The organism is Pseudomonas sp. M30-35, assembly GCF_002163625.1.
In the GTDB taxonomy this organism is placed as follows: Bacteria; Pseudomonadota; Gammaproteobacteria; order Pseudomonadales; family Pseudomonadaceae; genus Aquipseudomonas.
Map to the genome: position 1 here is coordinate 4,004,911 of NZ_CP020892.1, position 20,492 is coordinate 4,025,402.

The 20,492-nt window shown below is 55.3% G+C and carries 15 protein-coding genes; 4 read left to right on the top strand and 11 right to left on the bottom strand.

Annotation, left to right across the window (positions count from 1 at the left end):
- Positions 1-17 precede the first annotated feature (17 nt).
- Positions 18-959, bottom strand: coding sequence for a formimidoylglutamase (gene hutG / locus B9K09_RS18510; RefSeq protein ID WP_087518200.1), 942 nt, complete (start codon positions 957-959; stop codon positions 18-20).
- On the bottom strand, positions 949-2,166 hold the full coding sequence (hutI, locus tag B9K09_RS18515) for an imidazolonepropionase (protein WP_087518201.1): 1,218 nt from the start codon (positions 2,164-2,166) through the stop codon (positions 949-951). Before hutI ends, hutG begins: the two co-directional genes overlap by 11 nt.
- Positions 2,167-2,428: 262 nt before the next feature.
- On the opposite strand from hutI, the gene B9K09_RS18520 reads away from it, so the two are divergent.
- On the top strand, positions 2,429-3,037 hold the full coding sequence (locus B9K09_RS18520; RefSeq protein WP_087518202.1) for a HutD family protein: 609 nt from the start codon (positions 2,429-2,431) through the stop codon (positions 3,035-3,037).
- A 77-nt stretch (positions 3,038-3,114) separates the two neighbouring features.
- Here the strand turns inward: B9K09_RS18520 and B9K09_RS18525 are convergent, their stop codons facing one another.
- The 5 genes from B9K09_RS18525 to B9K09_RS18545 form a co-directional block, all read right to left on the bottom strand.
- A complete protein-coding gene (locus B9K09_RS18525; protein WP_087518203.1) occupies positions 3,115-4,203 on the bottom strand; it encodes a P1 family peptidase in 1,089 nt (362 codons plus the stop codon).
- On the bottom strand, positions 4,196-5,056 hold the full coding sequence (locus B9K09_RS18530) for an ABC transporter permease (protein ID WP_087518204.1): 861 nt from the start codon (positions 5,054-5,056) through the stop codon (positions 4,196-4,198). The genes B9K09_RS18525 and B9K09_RS18530 overlap by 8 nt, the downstream gene beginning before the upstream one ends.
- Complete coding sequence (locus B9K09_RS18535) at positions 5,053-5,943, bottom strand: ABC transporter permease (protein ID WP_087518205.1); 891 nt, start codon at positions 5,941-5,943, stop codon at positions 5,053-5,055. The genes B9K09_RS18530 and B9K09_RS18535 overlap by 4 nt, the downstream gene beginning before the upstream one ends.
- On the bottom strand, positions 5,940-7,058 hold the full coding sequence (locus B9K09_RS18540) for an ABC transporter ATP-binding protein (protein ID WP_087518206.1): 1,119 nt from the start codon (positions 7,056-7,058) through the stop codon (positions 5,940-5,942). The genes B9K09_RS18535 and B9K09_RS18540 overlap by 4 nt, the downstream gene beginning before the upstream one ends.
- A 69-nt stretch (positions 7,059-7,127) precedes the next feature.
- A complete protein-coding gene (locus B9K09_RS18545; RefSeq protein ID WP_157699370.1) occupies positions 7,128-8,165 on the bottom strand; it encodes a spermidine/putrescine ABC transporter substrate-binding protein in 1,038 nt (345 codons plus the stop codon).
- Between the two features lie 125 nt (positions 8,166-8,290).
- On the opposite strand from B9K09_RS18545, the gene B9K09_RS18550 reads away from it, so the two are divergent.
- Entirely contained in the window at positions 8,291-9,253 is a 963-nt protein-coding gene (locus B9K09_RS18550; RefSeq protein WP_256574099.1) for a MurR/RpiR family transcriptional regulator, read from the top strand.
- Between the two features lie 142 nt (positions 9,254-9,395).
- Here B9K09_RS18550 and B9K09_RS18555 read toward each other — a convergent pair whose 3' ends face one another.
- The 4 genes from B9K09_RS18555 to ettA all read right to left on the bottom strand — a co-directional run bounded on the left by B9K09_RS18555 (position 9,396) and on the right by ettA (position 14,255).
- The gene (locus B9K09_RS18555; RefSeq protein ID WP_087518208.1) at positions 9,396-10,472 is read right to left on the bottom strand and encodes a polyamine ABC transporter substrate-binding protein; all 1,077 of its coding nucleotides are present in this window, start codon (positions 10,470-10,472) and stop codon (positions 9,396-9,398) included.
- A 34-nt stretch (positions 10,473-10,506) separates the two neighbouring features.
- Complete coding sequence (locus B9K09_RS18560; RefSeq protein WP_087518209.1) at positions 10,507-10,848, bottom strand: cupin domain-containing protein; 342 nt, start codon at positions 10,846-10,848, stop codon at positions 10,507-10,509.
- A gap of 54 nt (positions 10,849-10,902) precedes the next feature.
- Positions 10,903-12,309: an FAD-binding oxidoreductase gene (locus B9K09_RS18565; RefSeq protein WP_177408679.1), complete on the bottom strand. Its 1,407-nt coding sequence runs from the start codon at positions 12,307-12,309 to the stop codon at positions 10,903-10,905.
- A 278-nt stretch (positions 12,310-12,587) separates the two neighbouring features.
- On the bottom strand, positions 12,588-14,255 hold the full coding sequence (gene ettA / locus B9K09_RS18570) for an energy-dependent translational throttle protein EttA (protein WP_087518210.1): 1,668 nt from the start codon (positions 14,253-14,255) through the stop codon (positions 12,588-12,590).
- A gap of 545 nt (positions 14,256-14,800) precedes the next feature.
- Between ettA and B9K09_RS18575 the strand changes: the two genes are divergently transcribed.
- Both B9K09_RS18575 and glyA read left to right on the top strand, forming a co-directional pair.
- The gene (locus B9K09_RS18575) at positions 14,801-18,988 is read left to right on the top strand and encodes an EAL domain-containing protein (protein WP_087518211.1); all 4,188 of its coding nucleotides are present in this window, start codon (positions 14,801-14,803) and stop codon (positions 18,986-18,988) included.
- Positions 18,989-19,138: 150 nt separating this feature from the next.
- Positions 19,139-20,392 carry a serine hydroxymethyltransferase gene (gene glyA / locus B9K09_RS18580; RefSeq protein WP_087518212.1) on the top strand — a complete coding sequence of 418 codons (1,254 nt, stop codon included), beginning with the start codon at positions 19,139-19,141 and terminating at the stop codon, positions 20,390-20,392.
- Positions 20,393-20,492 lie beyond the last annotated feature (100 nt).

A 20,492-nucleotide genomic window follows, 5' to 3' on the forward strand; every position in this document is an offset into this window, starting at 1 on the left:
TGTGTTGGGCCTGCGCGTCAGCCAGTCAGAGACAGCAGGTGGATTAACCTCGCCGCAACCCGTGCGGTGCGAGTGTCGATGTCATGGTTTGGATTCAGCTCGGCCAAATCTGCAAGGCGTAACTTGCCGCTGTCGCGAATCTGCTCCAACAAGGGTTCAAGCAACGCTAACGGCACACCACGAGGCGCCGGAGCGCTGACACCTGGTGCCTCGCAGGCAGGCAATACGTCGATATCAATCGTCAGGTAGATAACATCGCAGGCATCGATAAAACCCTGCACGTCTGCAGCAATCTCGCGCAGGCTGTCGGGGCGGATTTGGCGGTCTTCGCGCACCAGAACATCCAGCGCCTCTGCACGCTGAAACAGCGCACGGGTGTTGCTTGCCCGGCTTACACCAAGGCAGGCATAACGAAATGGCCAATTGCGCTGCGCACATTGCTCGGCAATTTGCGCGAACGGTGTGCCGGATGAGCGCACAAAAGCGGGGTCACGCAGGTCAAAATGGGCATCGAAATTAATGATGCCAATGCGCGGTGCAACATCGTTAGCCATGTGCTGGGCAAGACCTTGCCAGCTACCAAAGGCAACCTCATGTCCGCCACCCATCACAATCGGCAAGTGCCCGGCGTCGAGCAATGCCGCAACATTAACGCCGAGACGCGCCTGCGCTGCCTCAAGATTGTCATCTGCGCAGACCACATCACCAGCATCAAATGCCGGGCCGTTGCGGTGCCAAGCCAGATTAGCCAAGGCTTTACGCATAGCTTCAGGGCCAGCGGCAGCGCCGACGCGACCATGATTGCGGCGCACACCTTCATCACTGGCAAAGCCGATTAACGCAACACCGGGCTGCGCATCAGAAGTCAGCGGTTGAATGCGCTGATGCCAGCGTGGGCTATCTGCCTCAGGGTCAGTGCGCCCGGCCCACAGCTGCATTGAGTGGCGATCAACGGTCATGGGTTAGCACTCCAGCAAATACACGCTGACGCAAACGGCCGGGCTGAACTGCATAAGCCAGCTCTGCAGGTTGCTGCACATCCCAAACACACAGGTTGGCAGGCGCACCGACCGCGATACAGCCAAGGTCTTTGCGCCCGATCGCCGCTGCCGCATGCGCAGTCATCCCGGCCAGTGCTTCACGTGGGGTCATGCGAAACAGGGTGCAGGCCAGATTGAGCATCAAGGTGGGAAAACAAATAGGTGAGGTGCCCGGATTAGCATCGCTGGCCAACGCCATTGGCACGGCGTTATCGCGTAGCAATTGAATCGGCGGTAACTGCGTTTCGCGCAAGGTATGGAACGCACCCGGCAATAGGGTCGCAACAGTACCCGCTGCGGCCATGGCCTTAACCCCGGCTTCATCAAGGAACTCAATATGGTCAGCCGATAGCGCACCGTAGCGTGCAGCCAAGGCACTGGCGCCTTGATTAGACAGTTGCTCGGCATGCACTTTTATCGCCAGGCCATGGGCCTGAGCGGCTATGAACACGCGTTCGGTTTGTGCAGGGCTAAAGGCAATGTTTTCACAAAACACATCCACCGCATCGGCCAAACCTTCGGCTGCGGCCGCCGGGATCATCTGCTCACAGACCAGGTCGATGTAGCCGTCGCTGTCATCAGCATACTCGGGCGGCAAGGCATGGGCGCCGAGCAATGTTGTGGTGATATGTACGGGGAGTTTTTCAGCAAGACGCCGCGCGACACGCAGCATCTTCAGCTCATCAGCGACGGTCAAACCGTAACCCGACTTGATCTCAACACTGGTGACGCCATCATCAATCAATGCCTGTAGCCGTGGCAGCGCCTGCGCTAGCAGTTCAGCTTCACTGGCTGCGCGAACGGCGCGTACTGAACTGATAATGCCGCCACCGGCGCGGGCAATCTCGGCGTAGCTGGCACCTTCAAGGCGCAGTTCAAACTCGGCGGCGCGGTTACCGGCAAACACCAGATGGGTGTGGCAGTCGACCAAGCCTGGCGTCATCACACCGCCCCGCCCTACTTCGACAGCACCCGACGCGTTGTGCAGATCAAAACTGGACTCTGGCCACAGCCCGGCGACCCAATCACCTTTAACCAACACGGCCATAGGCTCGGGTAGCGTCTGTATTCCATCGAAAACACTGACATCACGCCAGAGCTTTGCATCTTGACTGGATAACGGCATCGGATTGCTCCTTAATTCTTATGTATATACATTATGACTGATAAGTCGACGGGTCAAGCCCCATTTCGACCGCCATGCACACAGCCAAATGATTGATCCACTCGGCCAAAATTTTGTGTAAGACGTTGATTATCCCTGATAATTAGTATTAATTTGCTGATTCAACCCACGGCTTATACTTTAAATGACGAAAACCAAATAACTTTCAGAATATAATTTTCTAACGGCGTTATTTGTATATACATTTAACAGGACAAGACCCATGAGCATCCGCAGAATTGACCTCGCAAACGCAAAGCACATGCCTTGGAAAAATGGCGCCGGCAGCACCGCAGAACTCGCCATTGCCCCGCCTGGCGCGAGCCTGGAAGATTTTGCCTGGCGCATCAGCAGCGCCAGGGTTGGCGCTCATGGCAGCTTTTCCAGCTTCACCGGATTGGATCGCAGCCTGGCGATATTGAGTGGTGCAGGCCTGCGCTTGCACACTGAGGATGCGGCTGCGTTTGAACTCACAGCCGACTCTCAACCTTGGGAGTTTCGGGGCGAGGCAAGCGTATATGCCGAACTGGTTGATGGTGAAGTGACTGATTTCAACGTGATCAGTCGCCGCGCCGATTGGGCGCACAATTTGCAGTCTCTGGATATCAGCGCCAACCACAGCTTAGCTGCTGCGGAGCAAACAACAGTGTTGATGATTTACTGCCACGCAGGCGGGCCGCTGACCTGTCAGTTCAAGGGTGAACAGCAGCTATTAACCGCAGGACAAGGGCTGTTGCTGGACGAGGCAGATGCCAAACAAGCGATCACCCTCAGCACCCGAATGCCAAGCAAGGTGTACCTGGCGCATCTGCAGCAACGGGCAAGCTACTAAACGCACCGTAGCAAAGCACCTAGCGATGCCCCGTTCGAGAAGATGATTGCATCACAGGCACAAATATCCGCAGCTGCTCAGCTGCTTTGTGCCTGAATCATCGCCCTCAATCGTTCGCCGTCAATTGCAGGGCAAACACCTTCGGGCTTTTGCATTGGCGCATCTTCTGCCGCCAACATGGCGTTTAGCACAGCCTCTTCGGTGGCTTGCACCGCTGCCAAATAGATCGCATCGAAGCACTCATCATTCAGGTACTCGAGGTTGAGTCTGGTTTGTGTCAGTTGCGGTAATGGCCGGGGATTAGCCACGCTGAATGCCAGAAAAATATCCCCAGAATTATTACCGCCGGGCGTACCGCCGAGCCCAATACCGAGGCCAGCGCGTTGAGCCAAGCGTTTCAACTGGTGAGGCAGCAGCGGCGCATCGGTGGCAATCACTACAATGATTGAGCCACGCTCACGCTCCAACCCTTTCGGCGCGGCATCCTCCCAACGTTCGCCGACTGGCGTGCCGAGCACTTTGAACCACTTGCGTTGACCATGATTGGCTTGCACCAAGACGCCGAAGGTGTAGTTTTGGCCATCTATCTCAAGGCTACGCGAGGCTGTGCCGGTGCCGCCTTTGAAGCCATAGCAGATCATGCCGTTGCCGCCGCCAACATTACCTTCGGCGATCTCACCACGCGTGGCTGAGTTTATGGCGGCGAGCGCATCGGCTTCAGTGACGTGCTGACCGTTGATGTCGTTGATCACCCCGTCGTAAGTTTCTGCAACCACCGGCATCGCCCACAAATGCTCGGCCTGCCAAGCATCCGCGTAATGATTGATGATCCAGCGTGTAGCAGCGTGATGAACGATACCCACGCTGTGCGTGTTGGTGATGCACATTGGCCCGACGAAGTAGCCGCCGTGCTCAACCCAATGCGTGCCAGTCATCTCACCGTTGCCATTGAGCGCGTGAAAACCAGCCCAGACCGGTTGGGGTTCGGATTGATAGCCGCGCGGCAGAATCGCCGTGACCCCAGTTTTCACCTGCTTACCGTTGGCGGCAACAGCGTTAATGGTTTGGTAGCCAACCAGCACCCCAGGTACATCGGTAATGGCATTGTTCGGGCCGGTTTTGCCGGGCATAGGCAGACCGAGTTCGCGGGCACGGAGCTTAGCCATGTGTGTCTTCCTTGGTTGTCGCGGGCTGACGACTGCGCAGGTATAAACCGACCGCAGCGATAATGAATGAAGCAATCAGCAGCAGTGTCGCGATGGCGTTGATCTCAGGTTTGATGCCCCGACGGATCATGCCGTAGATATAAACCGGCAAGGTGGTTGAATCGACGCCGGAGATGAAATACGTAATCACCAGATCGTCCATCGAAATGATAAACGCCAGCAACGCACCACCGATTACCCCCGGCAAAATCAACGGCAATGTGATGCGTCGGAAAGTCCACCAAGGCGATGCCCCGAGATCTGCTGAGGCTTCCTCAAGGCGTGTGTCCATCCCGGCCAGCCGCGCGCTGACCACCAGAAATACATAGCTGATGAGGAAGGTGCAGTGACCGATGATGATCGAGGTTTTGCCCAATGGCATGCCAACCCCAACGAAAAAAATCAACAGCGCGATACCCAGCACAATGTCAGGCATCAGCATCGGCATAAACATCAGCACCCGGTAAAACCCTTGCAAGCGGAAGCGGTATCGCGCCAACGCTAGCGCCATCAACGTACCGGCAATCGTTGATATGGTGGTGGTGCTTAAGGCAATGATCAGGCTGGTACGCAAGGCCGCCAATAACTGGTCAGTGGACTCGACATACATCGCGCTTGAGCCAAGGCTGTTGGACATGCCGAACAACGAGCGATACCAGTCGAGCGATGCGCCACTCCAGATCATCATGTTGATCGGGTTGGAGTTGAACGAATAGATCACAATCAGCGCGATCGGCAGATACAGAAAAATGAAGAACGCTAAGCTATAGCCACCGAGCAAACCACGACCAATGCGTGCCATTAGTGAGTTCATTGCGCACCTGCCTTGTTGCGACTCTGAGCCAGCGCATTAAGGGTCAGGCACACCAATACCGAGACCATAAGAAGCATTGCCAGTGCAGCGCCGAATGGCCAGTTACGGGCGGCAAGAAACTGTTGCTCGACCAAACTGCCGATCATCAAAACCTGCGCGCCACCCAGCAACGACGGCACAATGAAGTTACCTAAGCTGGGGATGAATACGATGATCGAACCCGCCGCGATGCCTGGCAGTGTCATGGGAAAAATGATTTTCCAAAAACTCTGCCAGCGACTGGCTCCCAGGTCGGCTGAAGCCTCAAGCAAGCGGCGGTCAAGTTTTTCAACACTGGCGTAAACCGGCATGAACATAAAAGGGATAAAGATATAGGTCATGCCAATCAGCACCGCGGTTTCGGTGTAGATCAGATTGATCGGGGTATTGATGCCCAGTGCCAAGAGGATTGTGTTGATAAAGCCACTCGGCCGCAGAATTATCACCCAGGCGTAGAGGCGCACGATCAGGCTGGTGAAAAACGGCAGCGTGATAAGGAACAGGCAGAAGTTGCGCCTCTTTTCCGGCTGGCGGGCAACCCAGAACGCAGCGGGATAACACACCAGTAGCGTCAGCACGACAGTGATCGCCGCGAGCTTGAACGAGCGCAGGATTATTTCCAGGTAAACAGGATCGAACTCTTCCAGCGTGCCATCGGCCCAGCCCAGTACACGACCAAAATTGTCTGGGTAAAAATTCCACTCGACACCGCCGTAGAGGCCGGGCTCAAGCAGGCTGTACGTTGCCATAATCGCCAGCGGTGCGAGGAAGAACAGGCCAATCACAAATGTCGCAGGGCTCAACAAGCCAATCAACTGCAGGCGCCGACGGCCCGCTAAGCTGCTCATTGCTTAGCCTCATCAAGCAGGTGTACGCCGTCCAGCGCATAGCGCAATTGCAGGCTGCTGCCAGGCTGTAGACGGTGTAAATCATGGCGGCCAGTATCACGAATAACAGCCTTTACCTGCATACCATGCGCAGTTCGCAGGCTGACTTCAAAGTCTTTGCCGACAAACAGCGTCTGCTCAATGATACCTTCCAGCGCCGCACTATTTCCGCCGACACTGTCGAGCTGAAACTGCTCAGGACGTAACATTGCTTGCAGTTTTTGACCAACCTGCAGCTGTGTGGCCGGTACGTGCAACACATCTCCCTGCTCACTGCGCAACTGCGCTACACCCGCGTTGACAGCCACGACGCTGACATCGAACAGATTGCTTTCACCGATGAAACCCGCGACGAAGGCGTTGGCCGGGCGGTCGTATATCTCGGTTGGCGTACCAATTTGCTGAATAAGGCCGCCGTTGAGTATGACGATGCGATCAGACATGGTCAGCGCTTCTTCCTGGTCGTGGGTGACGAAGACGAAGGCGATGCCCAATTCATGCTGCAGCTTCTTTAGCTCGCGCTGCATGCTTTGGCGTAACTGGCGGTCGAGCGCCGACAGAGGTTCATCAAGCAGTAGCAGCGCTGGGCGATCGATCAATGCCCGAGCCAGTGCCACACGTTGTTGCTGGCCACCGGAAAGCTGGCCGGGTTTGCGCCGCTCCAGGCCCTCAAGACCGACTAGCTCGAGCGCTTCGCCTATGCGCTGACGGCGTTCCGTTTTTCCAACGCCTTGTACTTCCAGCGCATAGCCGACGTTGTCACCCACACTCATGTGGGGAAACAACGCGTAGCTTTGAAATACCGTGTGTACCGGACGCCGATGCGCTGGCACGTTGTTCATTGGCTTGTTTTGAATCAGCAGTTCACCGCCGTCCAATTGTTCAAAACCACTGACCGTGCGCAGCAGGGTTGTTTTTCCACAGCCCGAAGGGCCGAGCAGAGTCACGAATTCATTGGCACCGACACTCAGGTCAATACCATCCAGCGCGCGCACCACGTGACCTTCGGGGGCTTGATAGTGCTTCACCGCGCCACGTATTTCGACGACCGGCGCAATACGGGTGTAAACGCTCATGTATAACTCCGTCCCGGCCTCAAGTGGCCGGGATTAACAGCGGGAGATCAGGCGGGGACCGCCAACGACTCAGTTGGCGGTGCGCACCTTGGTCCACGTGCGGTCGTACTGTTTGAGCGCTCTGCCGATGTCTTCAAACATCTGCAGCTTGGCCATCACTTCAGCCGGCGGATTAATCTGTGGATCGTTACGCAGCTCGTCGGGCAGCAGCTTAAGTGCCGCCTTGTTCGGCGTGCCATTGGTTTGCTGTTCGGTATTGAGCGCGGCGATTTCAGGCTTCAGGAAGAACTCCATAAACCGCTTGGCGTTGGCCTTATTCGGCGCATTCTTGAGTACGCAAATATCTTCTTGATACATGGTCGCACCGCCTTTTGGGATCACATAGGCGAGCTTCTCCGGCTCTTGTTTGACATACCTTTCGGCGCCAACGAAGTACTGCGCGGCGGCCGCATCACCAGACTGAACCATCGGCACGCTGTCATAAGTGAAGGCGGATATTAACGGTTTGCGTTCCAGCAGCCAGTCGGCAGCCAACTTTAGATCATCACGGTTGGTACTGTTAACCGACTTACCGTTCTCGATCAGGCCAACGCCGAGGGTTTCGCGCATGTCGTCGAGCATAATGACTTTCTTGCCAGCTTTGGCTTCAGCGAAGAAGTCATCCCAGGTCTCAATCGGTTTGGAAACCTTGGTCTTGTTGTAGAAAATACCGACTGTGCCCCATGCATAAGGCAAGCAGTACTCGCCTTTGGGGTCAGTCTTGGAACGCAAGAATTGCGGGTCGATATTGGCAAAGCCCGGACTCTGGTTGATGTTGGTTTTTTCCAACAACCCCAACGCGGCCATGCTGTCGTGCATGTGTACCGATGGGAAGACGATATCGTAGCCACTGGCACCAGCCTGTAATTTGGCGAGCATTTCCTCGTTACTGCCATAGGTGTCGAGTGAAACCTTGACACCGGTTTCAGCAGTGAAGCGTTTTAGCACTTCGGGGTTTATATAGTCGCCCCAGTTATACAGATGCAGCTTTTCAGCGGCCTGCAAACCATTGGCGGCGAGAAGTGCGCCGAGGGCGACGTAGCGGGTAGTTTTACGCAGTGCGAGCATGATCCTGTTCTCCGTTGCTGGGTCGTACTGATGCAGCACGACTGCTGTAATTATTGTTGCGGCAGGAAAAGCGAGACCGGATGGCGGCAGGATGCTGGGTCTTGTTGAGTTGCGCAGACTTACCCATGAGGCTGTCGACCGATATCTCATTGCGGTGCAATTTGAGAATAGAGTATATTTATTCCAAAGACCAACACATTGATACATTAATTCCAGAATTATTTATCATAACCAAGGGTACGCACATGCTCGACAGCAGGATAGAACGTCTCGAAGGCAAGCTGACACCGGCTGAACGCACGCTGCTGGCCTATATCCAAGCCAACCAGGAAACGCTCGTGTTTGAGACCGGGGCCACGCTTGCGACCAAGAGCGGTGTCAGCCCGAATACTGTCAGCCGTTTTTTGCGCCGCCTGGGCTACAAAGGCCTGAAAAGCTTAAAAGAAGAGCTTCGTGACGATGTGCGAATGCGGTCACTGCTCAACACCACTCTGATCGAACGCATGCAGCAACCGGAAGACCTCGTTGCTCATTTGCATCAGGAGGTGGCCGCGCTCAACGAGTTTGCCGACCAGCTTGGCAGTCAATATTGGCATGACATCGTCGCCAAGGTTAGTCAGGCCGAGCGGGTGTTTGTCTGCGGTTTCCAGACAATTCGCGGCTTGGCAGAAGATTTCGCCAACCGCCTCGCGCTGGTACGTTCCGGTGCAGAGTTTCTTGATCTTTACAGTGGCGTGCTCGGCCACTGGATTGACAGCCACGACCAGCAATGTTGCGTGATCCTGATTGACGTTGCGCCCTACGCTGACGCGGGTATCTCCTTTGCACAGAACTGCCTGAAGCAAAATACCGATCTGGTGGTTTTCACCGATGAATACGGCATCGCCAAGCACCTCGACACGCCCAACATCATCACCATGAAAACCAAGACCGGCTTAATTTTAGAATCAACCGCCGGTCTGACCAGCGCCTTGAACGTGCTGCTGCACTGCGTGGCAGCGCAACACAAGGACCAGCTCCAAGACCGTCTTGATGCCTATCGCGCTAGGGTTGAAAGCCTGCGACTGTATCGCGCAACGAGCAAGTGACAACTTTCTATGCGCTTGACGCTGCCCAAACGCTGCACAGCCACGCAAAGCGCGGGTACTCATTATTCAGCCGCAGCATGGAGCGACTGATAGCTATACAAAAAATCCCGCGCATCGCGGGATTTTTTGTGGCTGTACGCGATTAGATCCCGCTCTTTACCTTGCTCCAGATTCGCGTGCGAACGCGGTCAATTTTGAGCGGCATCGCCTCCAGCGTATACAGGTTAGCCATGACCTCTTGCGGTGGATAAACCTTGTTATCCGCCTTCAGCGCCGGATCAACCAAACTATCGGCGGCACCATTGCCGTTGGCGTAATGCACGAAATTAGTGATGTTAGCCATTACCTCGGGCTGCAGCAGATAGTTCATAAACGCATAACCTGCGGCTGGGTTTTTGCTGTCTGCTGGCATGGCCACCATATCAAACCACAGCGGTGCGCCCTCTTTAGGCACGACGTATTCGATATTCACTCCATTGTTCGCTTCAGCCGCGCGGCTAGCGGACTGCATGATGTCGCCTGAGAAGCCTACGGCAACACAGATATCGCCATTGGCAAGGTCACTGACGTACTTTGATGAGTGAAAATACAATACGTTCTTGCGCATTTGCAGGAGCAAGGCTTCAGCTTTTTTGTAATCAGCCGGATCTTTACTGTGATGAGGCAAACCCAGGTAGTGCAATGCAATCGGCAACAGTTCAGGGCCATTATCCAGTACCGCAACCCCACATTGGCTGAGCTTTTCCATGTTTTCTGGCTTGAAGATCAGCTCCCATGAATCCAACGGAACGTCAGGCCCCAACACCTCCTTGAGCTTGTCGACGTTGTAGCCGATACCCGTTGTGCCCCACAGATAAGGGAAACCATGCTGGTTGCCTGGGTCATTGGTTTGCAATGCTTTGAGCAACGCTGGATTAAGGTATTTCCAGTTCGGTAGCTGGCTCTTATCAAGGTTTTTTAATGCGCCGCCTTTGATTTGCCGCGCCATGAAGTGATCAGAAGGAAACACCACGTCATAACCGGAATGCCCGGCCATCAACTTGGCGTCGAGCGTCTCATTACTGTCGTAGACATCATAGTGATTGCCAATGCCCGTGGCCTTTTGGAAGTTTGCCAGGGTGTCAGGAGCAATATATTCAGACCAGTTGTAGACGCGCACAGCCTCGGTGGCCTGGCACGTTGAAGCCAGCAACAGCATTGGGATGAGTTTCTTTAGCATGACGCTTACCTCTACTTCTTGTTGTTTTAATCTGTTAAAAAATCAGCACGTAGCTCTTACGCAGGGTTTCCTGAATATCCCAAACCCCCATTGAATTGGCCGGGAGCAAAATTGCATCACCGGCCTCAATCACCACAGGCTCGCCGCCGTCTGGGGTGAAGGTGGCGCGACCGGCGATAAAGTGACAAAACTCCTGCTGCACAATCTGCCGTCTCCAGCGTCCCGGTGTGCACTCCCAAACCCCGGTTTCGACGCCGTCAGCGCGTTCAACGCTGTGGGTCGAAGCAATGGCCACGGGTTCACTAAGCGGCACGGCAACGGGATTGGATTCATCCAGCAACAGTGTTGCGGTCTGTTTGAATTGAGTGATGCTCATCGTTCTGCCCTGTTGTTATGGGTTATGAGGTTGTTCCACAGAAGGCCCATGCGATCAGCGCATCAGGCCTTCCATAAATCCGGCCAAACGCTGGGCAAATTGGCGTCGCCAAGGCGCAGTTGCGGGGTTGGCTAGCACGCGATCTTCGTGCACAAAACTTTTTATAATGGCGTTGTAACCAAGCCAGCGGCATGGCTCTGGCTCCCAACCGGATAAACTGCGCAGCGGCGTATCGCCCAGTACCCAGGGCTGCTGAGTGAGCTGATTGTCTTGGCCGAGGATCAGCGCCGCCAGCGTCCGCCCTCCCAAATTGCTGGCGCCGACACCTTCGCCACCGTAACCGCCGGACAAGGCCAGCCCCGCTTTACGGTCAATCAACATGTGTGGGCGGAAACGCCGGGCGACGCCAAGGTTGCCACCCCATGAATGCGTCAGGCGAACGTTACGCAACTGTGGGAACAACTCACCAAACAAGTAGCGACGCAGCTCTAGCTCATGCTCTTTTAGGTTGAAGTCACTGCGCAAACGGCCACCGAACTGGTAACCACCGCGCGCACCAAAGACTAAACGATCATCCGCGCTACGCTGCCCATAAGTGACCTGCCGACTGTTCTCGCTAAACGCCTGCCCGCGGTCCAGACCGATTTGCGCCCACGTGTCAGCAGATAACGGCTCTGTTGCGACAATCAAACTTTGCACCGGCAATTGATAGCGCCCAAGCGGCGGTAATGACGCGGCATATCCTTCAACCGCAGGTACCAGCCAATCGGCTTTTACTGAGCCCTGTGCAGTGCGCAGCAACCCTGTTTCCCAATGGGTTACCCGGCTCTGCTCAAAGATTTTGACGCCCATGCGTTCGACGCACTCAGCTAAGCCACGCACCAAACGCGCGGGTTGGATGGTCGCGCAATGCGGGCTGAACAATGCGCCGTATGGGTTGGCAATGCGCAACTGCCCGGCCAACTCAGTAGGTGTCAGCCAGCGGTAATCCTCTTCGCCCATGCCTTGCGCCCGAGCGGCCTGTAATTGTGCGCGCAGCGCAACTTCCTGTTCCGGGTAACGGGCCGCGCAATACAGCACGCCACCTTTGCGGTAATCACAGTTGATGGATTCGCGTGCCAGCACATCGGCAACTTCATCAGGTATGCCGTGCAGCAGCGTGCGTGAGGCGTGTCGCGCTTGCGCTGAAAGCCCAGCAAGCAGCCGGTCGCTGCCGAGCAAGTCACCAATCAGCCAGCCACCATTACGGCCCGAAGCGCCGAAGCCTGCGGTTTGCGCCTCGACAATCACAACCTTCAACTGCGGTGCCTGGCGCTTAAGGTAATAGGCCGTCCACAACCCGGTGTAACCGGCCCCCATGATGGCGACATCCGCCTGGATGTCTTCGCCCAGCGTCGGGCGAGCACGCAAAGGGTCATCTAGCTGGTCCATCCACAGGCTGATATTGCGCCAGTCGCTCACAACGATGCTCCGCTCAATTTAAAGTTGAGCGCAGACTATTAACTCGACCCATGGCTTGTCTTGCGTGCGGGCACGCAAGGAAAAAATTGCACAACGTGGGTGTGACAACGCAAACCCCATAGGACGGACAACACCAAGTCTGCCCGCCAAGGTTCAGTGCATAACCCGAATGTTCGTCGCCGAAATAGCGGATGAAAAAGCATCATTCAGCCGAAATATTCCGGCCAAAAAAAACCGGCCTCGGGAGAGACCGGTTCTTGACTCAAACCAAGAAAGCGTTACTGCGCAAGCTTCTTGTGACGTACGCGATGCGGTTGCGCCGCGGCGTCGCCCAGGCGTTTCTTACGATCCGCTTCGTACTCGGTGTAGTTACCTTCAAAGAACTCAATGTGCGAGTCATCTTCGTACGCCAGAATATGCGTGGCAACGCGGTCGAGGAACCAGCGATCGTGCGAGATCACAATGGCAGCGCCAGGGAAATCGAGCAGTGCTTCTTCCAGCGAACGCAAGGTTTCTACGTCGAGGTCGTTTGAGGGTTCGTCGAGCAGCAAGACGTTAGCGCCCTCTTTCAAGGTCAGCGCCAGGTGCAAACGGCCACGCTCACCACCAGAAAGGTCTTTAACGAACTTCTGTTGATCGCCACCTTTGAAGTTGAAGCGACCCACGTAGGTACGCGACGGCACTTCATAGTTACCGATCTTGATCATGTCGGAACCACCCGATACGGCTTCCCACACAGTCTTGCTGCCGTCCAGGTCTTCGCGACTCTGGTCAACGCAGGCCATCTGCACGGTTTCACCGACTTCGATGGTGCCCGAGTCCGGCTGTTCTTTGCCCATCAGCATGCGGAACAGGGTCGACTTACCGGCACCGTTACCGCCGATCACACCGACGATGGCGCCTTTTGGCATGCTGAACGACAGGTTGTCGATCAATGCGCGGTCACCATAACCTTTGCTGACGTTAACAAAGTCGATAACTTTGTCACCCAGACGCGAACCCGCCGGAATATAAATCTCATTGGTTTCGCTGCGCTTCTGGAATTCCTGCGACTGCATTTCTTCGAAGCGTTGCAGGCGAGCCTTGGATTTTGACTGACGTGCCTTGGCGCCTTTGCGCACCCACTCCAGTTCGTCCTTCATGGCTTTCTCATGAGCCGACTGTTGCTTGGACTCTTGCGCCAAACGGTCCGACTTGGCCTCAAGCCAACCGGAGTAGTTGCCTTCGTACGGGATACCCGCGCCGCGGTCGAGTTCGAGAATCCAACCGGCGACGTTGTCCAGGAAGTAACGGTCGTGGGTAATCGCGACCACTGTGCCTGGGAAATCGTGCAAAAAGTGCTCAAGCCAAGCCACCGAATCAGCATCCAGGTGGTTGGTTGGTTCATCGAGCAGCAGCATGTCAGGCGCAGAGAGCAGCAGGCGACACAGGGCTACACGGCGTTTTTCACCACCAGACAGGTGCTCAACTTTAGCCTCCCACGCAGGCAGTCTCAGCGCGTCGGCGGCCACTTCAAGCTGACGCTCAAGGTTGTGGCCATCCGAGGTTTGCAGGATGGCTTCAAGCTTGGCCTGCTCGGCCGCCAGCTTGTCGAAATCAGCATCTGGTTCTGCATAGGCGGCATACACCTGGTCAAGGCGCGCTTGGGCATCCTTGATGACGCTTACCGCTTCTTCGACCACTTCACGGACGGTCTTGCTTGGGTCCAACACGGGTTCCTGCGGCAGGTAACCCACATTCAACTCAGGCATCGGACGCGCTTCACCGTCAAACTCGGTATCGACGCCAGCCATGATTTTCAGCAGCGTGGATTTACCTGAGCCGTTCAGGCCGAGCACGCCAATTTTGGCGCCTGGGAAAAACGACAGAGAAATATTTTTGAGAATTTCCCGCTTCGGCGGCACAACTTTGCTCAGCCGATGCATGGTGTAGACGTATTGGGCCATGGATAACCTTGATACTTAGACTAGAAACGGGGACAGGAGCATGTCGCGCAACATGGCTCACTGAGGCGAAACAATTCGCCTTACGGATAAAGCGCTACGATACGCTCGCAGCAACTACAAACTCCGTGAATTTTGAGAACGCGTAACGATTCCGACGACCGGCTTTAAATACCGTGAAAATAACGCTGAAGGCCGATTTACCTAAGCAAATAAACACTTCAAGCTATTCAGACTGGCTTAAACCCTTACGTAGCGAATCTGTTTACAGCCTCTTAGGCAACATCTGAAAGAAAATTGCTCGCGCGTGACGAGCAAAGCTACCGGAATGCAGGCTTTAGGGCAAATTCCGCTCATCGGCAGGGCTGGCACTTTGCCACAACTGTGGCATTCTTGCCTGCCGCGCGCGATCAACTGTTTGCTGTGTACAAACGTCAGTGTTGAATCAAACGCTCAGCGCCTTTTGTCGTTGCAAGGTCTAATTACACGTGACATCTACCACGTCATCAAAGACTCCGCGCTCCCCGCTTGAGCCTCAAGTCACGCCTATGCGCAGCTCGCTTAAGCGTAGTCTGGTGGTATTGGTGCTGGTGATGCTGGCTTTGCTGTTGTGGCAATTACTGCTTGAGTCGCGCAACCTGCTACAGACGCAGCGGCAACTGGGGCTGGTATACAGCGACCAGTTGGCCAACACCCTGAGCATGAACATGGCGATTAAGGCCCAGTCTGCTCAAGCCTTATTACGCTCAAAAAAGCTGACCAACGACGCACCTGATGACACACGGGAACTCGTCGCCACCCTGAGAGGCATTTACCCAGCCATAGAAAGCATCGCCCGCTTGTCTGCTAGCGGTGAAATTGCGGCAGATAGCGTAACCCATTCAGTGGATGCGCAGTTTATCGCCAGCCTGGTTAGTCGCAACGCTGGCGCGCCTTATCACTATGCGTTCACTGCCGAGCCCAATGGGCGCTTTTACCTATTACTGACTAAGCGCAACGGTTATTGGCTGCTGCGCTTCAGTAGCGGAGCCATCGCCACCTGGTTACACGATCGCCAACTGAATGCTTACCAATGGCTATTGGAAGACCGCTTGAACCAGCGCGCCATTGTTGGCCCACACAGCAAAGTCGGCCCACACAGTAAAGCGGTGTCAGCCAAAAGAATTTTTCCGCCAATAACCGCGATTGATCTGGCACAGACCATTCATGTCTCGCCGATTGAACATAGCGACTGGCAATTGCGTGCCTTATTTAACGAGAGCCTGGTGCTGGCCGAACAACTACCGACGCTCGCCGGTAAGTTTCTGCTGTTTATTCTGTGTTCGATTCTGACCTTACTGGCCTTGTACAGACTGCTGCTCGACCAAAGCCGGTTGCACCAGGCAAATGCGGACTCGAGGCGCTCTCTGTATCAGGCGGCAAGTGCGCTTGGCGCCATTGAAGAGCGGGTACTTGTTACCGACAGCCAAGGTTATATTGACTATTTAAACCCGCAAGCGGAAAGCCTCTTCGAATTGATCGATATGGCCCGCGGTCGACATATTTTTGAAGTGCTGCCGCAGCTTGATCCGTTACTGCTGCAGGGCAACGCATTCAGCAACGACGTCAGCCCTGAACCGCTTGAAATTGAAGTCAGAGGCCACAAGCGTTTATTCGATATCAATCGTAGCAACCTGAGCGATGGCGAGAACCGCAATGGTTACGCCTGGGTACTACGTGATGTCACCGATGAGCAACATGCCACACGCGTGCTGCTTAATGCGCGCCGACGTTACCAAGACATATTCGACGGCACCGGCACCGCTCTCTGTGTGCTCGATCTTTCAGCACTGACCCAATACCTGAGTGATCAGCAGGTCACATCGCCAGCTGAGCTGAGCCAATGGCTGCAGGACAACCCCGAGCAACTTAAGCAGTTGCCTCTACTTATGCGGGTCAGCGAGACCAATCACGTCGCCCTGCGCCTGCTGAAAGTCAATTCTCCAAGCGATGTATGGGAACTGCTGTTCAACCGCGGTGAGTTGAACCTCAACGATTTTCGTGGCGATTTGCTTAACGCTCTGCTGACGCACAAAACTCAGCTTGATCAAGAAATCTGCCTGCTGACACCTGATGATCAAGAGCGGCACCTGTGGTTACTGATTAATCTGCCTGAGGACAGCGATGACCTGGTCTCGGTGACCCTAAGCATCACCGACATCACCAGCCGTAAACAAACTGAACTGTCGCTGATCGAACGAGAGCGCTTCTGGTCGGGCGTGGTACAGGCCGTGCCTGACACCCTCTACGTACATGATTTGAGCAATAAATCAGTGCTCTTCAGCAATCACCACCTAGGCTTGCAGCTTGGCTACAACAGCGAAGAACTAAAGGCCTTGGGCGAGTGTTTCTGGGAAGACCTGCTGCATCCCGATGACAGCGATTACTACCACCGAATCCGCAACCTGCAACACGTTGTCGGCAATGGCATTCTGCTTGAGTCACAGCTGCGCTGGCGCCACCGTGATGGTAACTGGCATTGGTTCAGCATCCGCGAGCAAGCCTTGTCGCGCAACGCCGCAGGTCACGTCGACCGACTGATCGGCGTCGCCAAGGATATTTCAGAGCAAATTGAACACAGTGAATCTCTGCGTGATAGTGAGCAGCGCTATCGACTGCTGGCTGAAAGCACCTCCGATGTCATTTTCTCAACCGATAGCTCACTTCAAGCCAACTACATCAGCCCGTCAATAAAGACCCTTCTCGGTTACGAACCTGAGCAGCTCAAAGGACAAGGTTTGTTCAGCCTGGCCGCCAAACCTGAACAACTGAAAGAGCTTATAGGCATCGTTGATGAGTTACGCACAGCGTTGGGTGACCCGATGCGCGTGGCCGAGTTGACTGGCAAGTTGCAACCGCAGCTATTTACCTTTGATTGTTTGCGCAGCGACGAACGAAAAGTTCCGATGGAGCTGCGTTTGGTCCCTATGTGGGATGAAGACAACCGATTCAAAGGCCTGCATGGCGTAGCACGGGATATTAGCCAACACCGTCGTGCCGAGAACGAGTTACGCATGGCTGCCACGGTATTCGAGCACTCGACCGCCGCCATTCTGGTCACCGACCCTGCCGGTTATATCGTGCAGACCAATGAAGCGTTCAGCCGCGTGACGGGCTACAGCTCAAAACAAGTGATTGACCAACTGCCGAGCAGGTTGACGGCTGATAAACAACAGGCAAACCAGCTGAACTTCATCCTCTCCCAGCTCAACCAGCGCGGTAGTTGGGAAGGCGAAGTGTGGCTGAAACGTCGCGACGGCGAGAACTTCCCGGCGTGGGTGGGCATTACCGCGGTACAGGATGATGAAGGCGATCTCGTCAGCTACGTGTGCTTCTTCAGCGACATCAGCGAGCGCAAAGCCAGCGAACAACGCATTCATCGTCTGGCTTACTACGATGCCCTGACTCTGCTGCCGAACCGCACATTGTTCCAGGATCGCCTGCATACCTCCCTGCACCAGGCCGAGCGTCATGAGGAATGGGTGGTACTGATGTTCCTCGACCTTGACCGTTTCAAGCCGATCAACGACTCGCTCGGCCATGCAGCCGGTGACCGTATGCTCAAAGACGTCGCAACCCGCTTGGCAGCCTGCGTCAATGACGACGACACCGTTGCGCGTATGGGCGGTGATGAATTCACCCTCCTGCTAAAGCCTCACCCCAGCCGCGACAGCGCGCTGAACCGTGCGATCCACGTTGCCGAACAAATTCTCGCCAGCCTTGCCCGAGCGTTTGTGCTTGAGGGCCGTGAATTCTTTGTAACCGCCAGTATCGGTATTGCACTGAGCCCGCAAGACGGCAAAGAACTCAGCCAGTTGATGAAAAACGCCGACACCGCGATGTACCACGCCAAAGAGCGCGGCAAGAATAACTTCCAGTTCTATCAGAGCGATATGAACGCTCGCGCGCTAGAGCGTATTGAGCTGGAAAGCGATCTGCGCCATGCGCTTGAACAGGGCGAACTGGTGCTGTTTTACCAACCGCAGTTCGCCGCTAACGGCCAACGCCTGACCGGCGTTGAAGCATTGCTGCGCTGGCACCACCCGAAACGTGGGCTGGTCTCACCGTCTGAATTCATCCCGGTACTGGAGGAGCTTGGCTTGGTTGCCGATGTCGGTGACTGGGTGATTGAAGAGGCATGTCGCCAGCTCAAGACCTGGCAAGACAACAAGGTCCGTGTCCCTAAAGTATCGGTCAACCTGTCGGCCCGACAATTCGCGGATGGCGACCTCGACAAGCGCATTACCCGAATTCTCGCAGAAACTGGAGTCGCTGCCGCAAGCCTTGAGCTTGAGTTGACCGAAAGCATCCTCATGAACGATGTGGCAAACGCGCTGCAAACCCTGACCAGCCTCAAAAGCCTGGGTTTGAGCATTGCGATTGATGACTTCGGTACCGGTTACTCGTCGCTGAACTATCTCAAGCAGTTCCCTATCGACGTACTCAAGATTGACCGCAGCTTCGTCGACGGCTTACCGCAAGGTGAACAGGACGCGCAGATAGCCAGGGCGATCATTGCCATGGCTCACAGCTTGAGTTTGGCAGTGATTGCCGAAGGGGTCGAAACCCAAGCCCAGCTCGACTTCTTACGCCGCTACAACTGCGATGAAATTCAAGGTTTTCTGCTCGGTCAGCCTATGCGCGCTCACCAAATAAGCGCCCAGTTCAGTGGTGCGGCGTTGTTCATACTTAACTGATACCCGCCAGCCTGACAGCAAAACCATTGTGCACTTGGCATGAGCTCCACTTGTCAGGCACATGACTGCCATTCATACCCGTACGACTGCAGTATGGGGTAGAATCCGCACCCTATTTCTTCAGCCCAGCTGTTTTCTCAGGGGATTGCCATGTTCAGCCGTGATTTGAATCTTGCCCGTTTTGACGCCGAATTGTTTGCCGCGATGGAGCAAGAAGCCCAACGCCAGGAAGAACACATCGAGCTGATCGCCTCGGAAAACTACACCAGCCCAGCGGTGATGGAAGCCCAAGGCTCGGTGCTGACCAACAAGTATGCCGAAGGCTACCCGGGCAAGCGCTACTACGGCGGTTGCGAGTACGTTGATATCGTTGAGCAGGTCGCAATTGACCGTGCCAAACAACTGTTTGGTGCTGACTACGCAAACGTCCAGCCACACTCAGGCTCGCAAGCTAACAGCGCGGTCTACATGGCTCTGCTCAATGCTGGCGACACTGTACTGGGCATGAGCCTGGCACACGGCGGCCACCTGACTCACGGCGCCAGCGTCAGCTTCTCCGGCAAGATCTACAACGCTGTGCAGTACGGCATCAACGACGACGGCCTGATCGATTACGATGAAGTTGAGCGCCTGGCCGTTGAGCACAAGCCAAAAATGATCATCGCTGGCTTCTCTGCCTACTCGCAGGTTCTCGACTTCCCACGCTTCCGCGCAATCGCAGACAAAGTCGGTGCCTACCTGTTCGTCGACATGGCTCACGTTGCGGGCTTGGTCGCTGCTGGCGTGTACCCGAACCCTGTGCCATTCGCTGACGTTGTGACCACCACAACCCACAAGACCCTACGCGGTCCACGTGGCGGCTTGATTCTGGCGCGCAGCAACGAAGAACTGGAAAAGAAATTCAACTCGGCGGTATTCCCGGGCGGCCAAGGTGGCCCACTGGAACACGTGATTGCAGCGAAAGCAGTGTGCTTCAAAGAAGCCCTGCTGCCTGAGTTCAAGACCTATCAGCAACAGGTCATCAAAAACGCTCAAACCATGGCCAGCGTATTCATGGAAAACGGCTATGACGTGGTTTCTGGCGGGACGGAGAACCACTTGTTCCTGCTGAGTCTGATCAAGCAAGACATCACCGGCAAAGAAGCAGATGCAGCACTGGGTCGCGCCTTTATCACCGTCAATAAAAACTCGGTGCCAAACGACCCTCGCTCACCGTTTGTAACCTCTGGCCTGCGTATCGGCACCCCTGCCGTGACCACCCGCGGTTTCAAAGAAGACGAATGCCGTCAGTTGGCTAACTGGATCTGCGAGATTCTCGCCAACATTGGTAATGACGTTGTCGAAACCAAGGTGCGTGACCAAGTTAAAGCCTTGTGCGCTCGCTTCCCGGTCTACGGTGCGTAAACAGCTTGGGTGGGTAACACTTTTTACCCACCACTTGGTGGACAAGCTTCGCGTTGTCGCACCCTACGGCTAGTGAAACGAAAAAGCCCGCCATATGGCG

Excerpts from the sequence above, each read along its gene's own strand:
- hutG (WP_087518200.1), bottom strand. The coding sequence starts at position 959 with ATGACCGTTGATCGCCACTCAATGCAGCTGTGGGCCGGGCGCACTGAC.
- hutI (WP_087518201.1), bottom strand. The coding sequence starts at position 2,166 with ATGCCGTTATCCAGTCAAGATGCAAAGCTCTGGCGTGATGTCAGTGTT.
- B9K09_RS18520 (WP_087518202.1), top strand. The coding sequence starts at position 2,429 with ATGAGCATCCGCAGAATTGACCTCGCAAACGCAAAGCACATGCCTTGG.
- B9K09_RS18525 (WP_087518203.1), bottom strand. The coding sequence starts at position 4,203 with ATGGCTAAGCTCCGTGCCCGCGAACTCGGTCTGCCTATGCCCGGCAAA.
- B9K09_RS18530 (WP_087518204.1), bottom strand. The coding sequence starts at position 5,056 with ATGAACTCACTAATGGCACGCATTGGTCGTGGTTTGCTCGGTGGCTAT.
- B9K09_RS18535 (WP_087518205.1), bottom strand. The coding sequence starts at position 5,943 with ATGAGCAGCTTAGCGGGCCGTCGGCGCCTGCAGTTGATTGGCTTGTTG.
- B9K09_RS18540 (WP_087518206.1), bottom strand. The coding sequence starts at position 7,058 with ATGAGCGTTTACACCCGTATTGCGCCGGTCGTCGAAATACGTGGCGCG.
- B9K09_RS18545 (WP_157699370.1), bottom strand. The coding sequence starts at position 8,165 with ATGCTCGCACTGCGTAAAACTACCCGCTACGTCGCCCTCGGCGCACTT.
- B9K09_RS18550 (WP_256574099.1), top strand. The coding sequence starts at position 8,291 with ATGAGGCTGTCGACCGATATCTCATTGCGGTGCAATTTGAGAATAGAG.
- B9K09_RS18555 (WP_087518208.1), bottom strand. The coding sequence starts at position 10,472 with ATGCTAAAGAAACTCATCCCAATGCTGTTGCTGGCTTCAACGTGCCAG.
- B9K09_RS18560 (WP_087518209.1), bottom strand. The coding sequence starts at position 10,848 with ATGAGCATCACTCAATTCAAACAGACCGCAACACTGTTGCTGGATGAA.
- ettA (WP_087518210.1), bottom strand. The coding sequence starts at position 14,255 with ATGGCCCAATACGTCTACACCATGCATCGGCTGAGCAAAGTTGTGCCG.
- B9K09_RS18575 (WP_087518211.1), top strand. The coding sequence starts at position 14,801 with ATGCGCAGCTCGCTTAAGCGTAGTCTGGTGGTATTGGTGCTGGTGATG.
- glyA (WP_087518212.1), top strand. The coding sequence starts at position 19,139 with ATGTTCAGCCGTGATTTGAATCTTGCCCGTTTTGACGCCGAATTGTTT.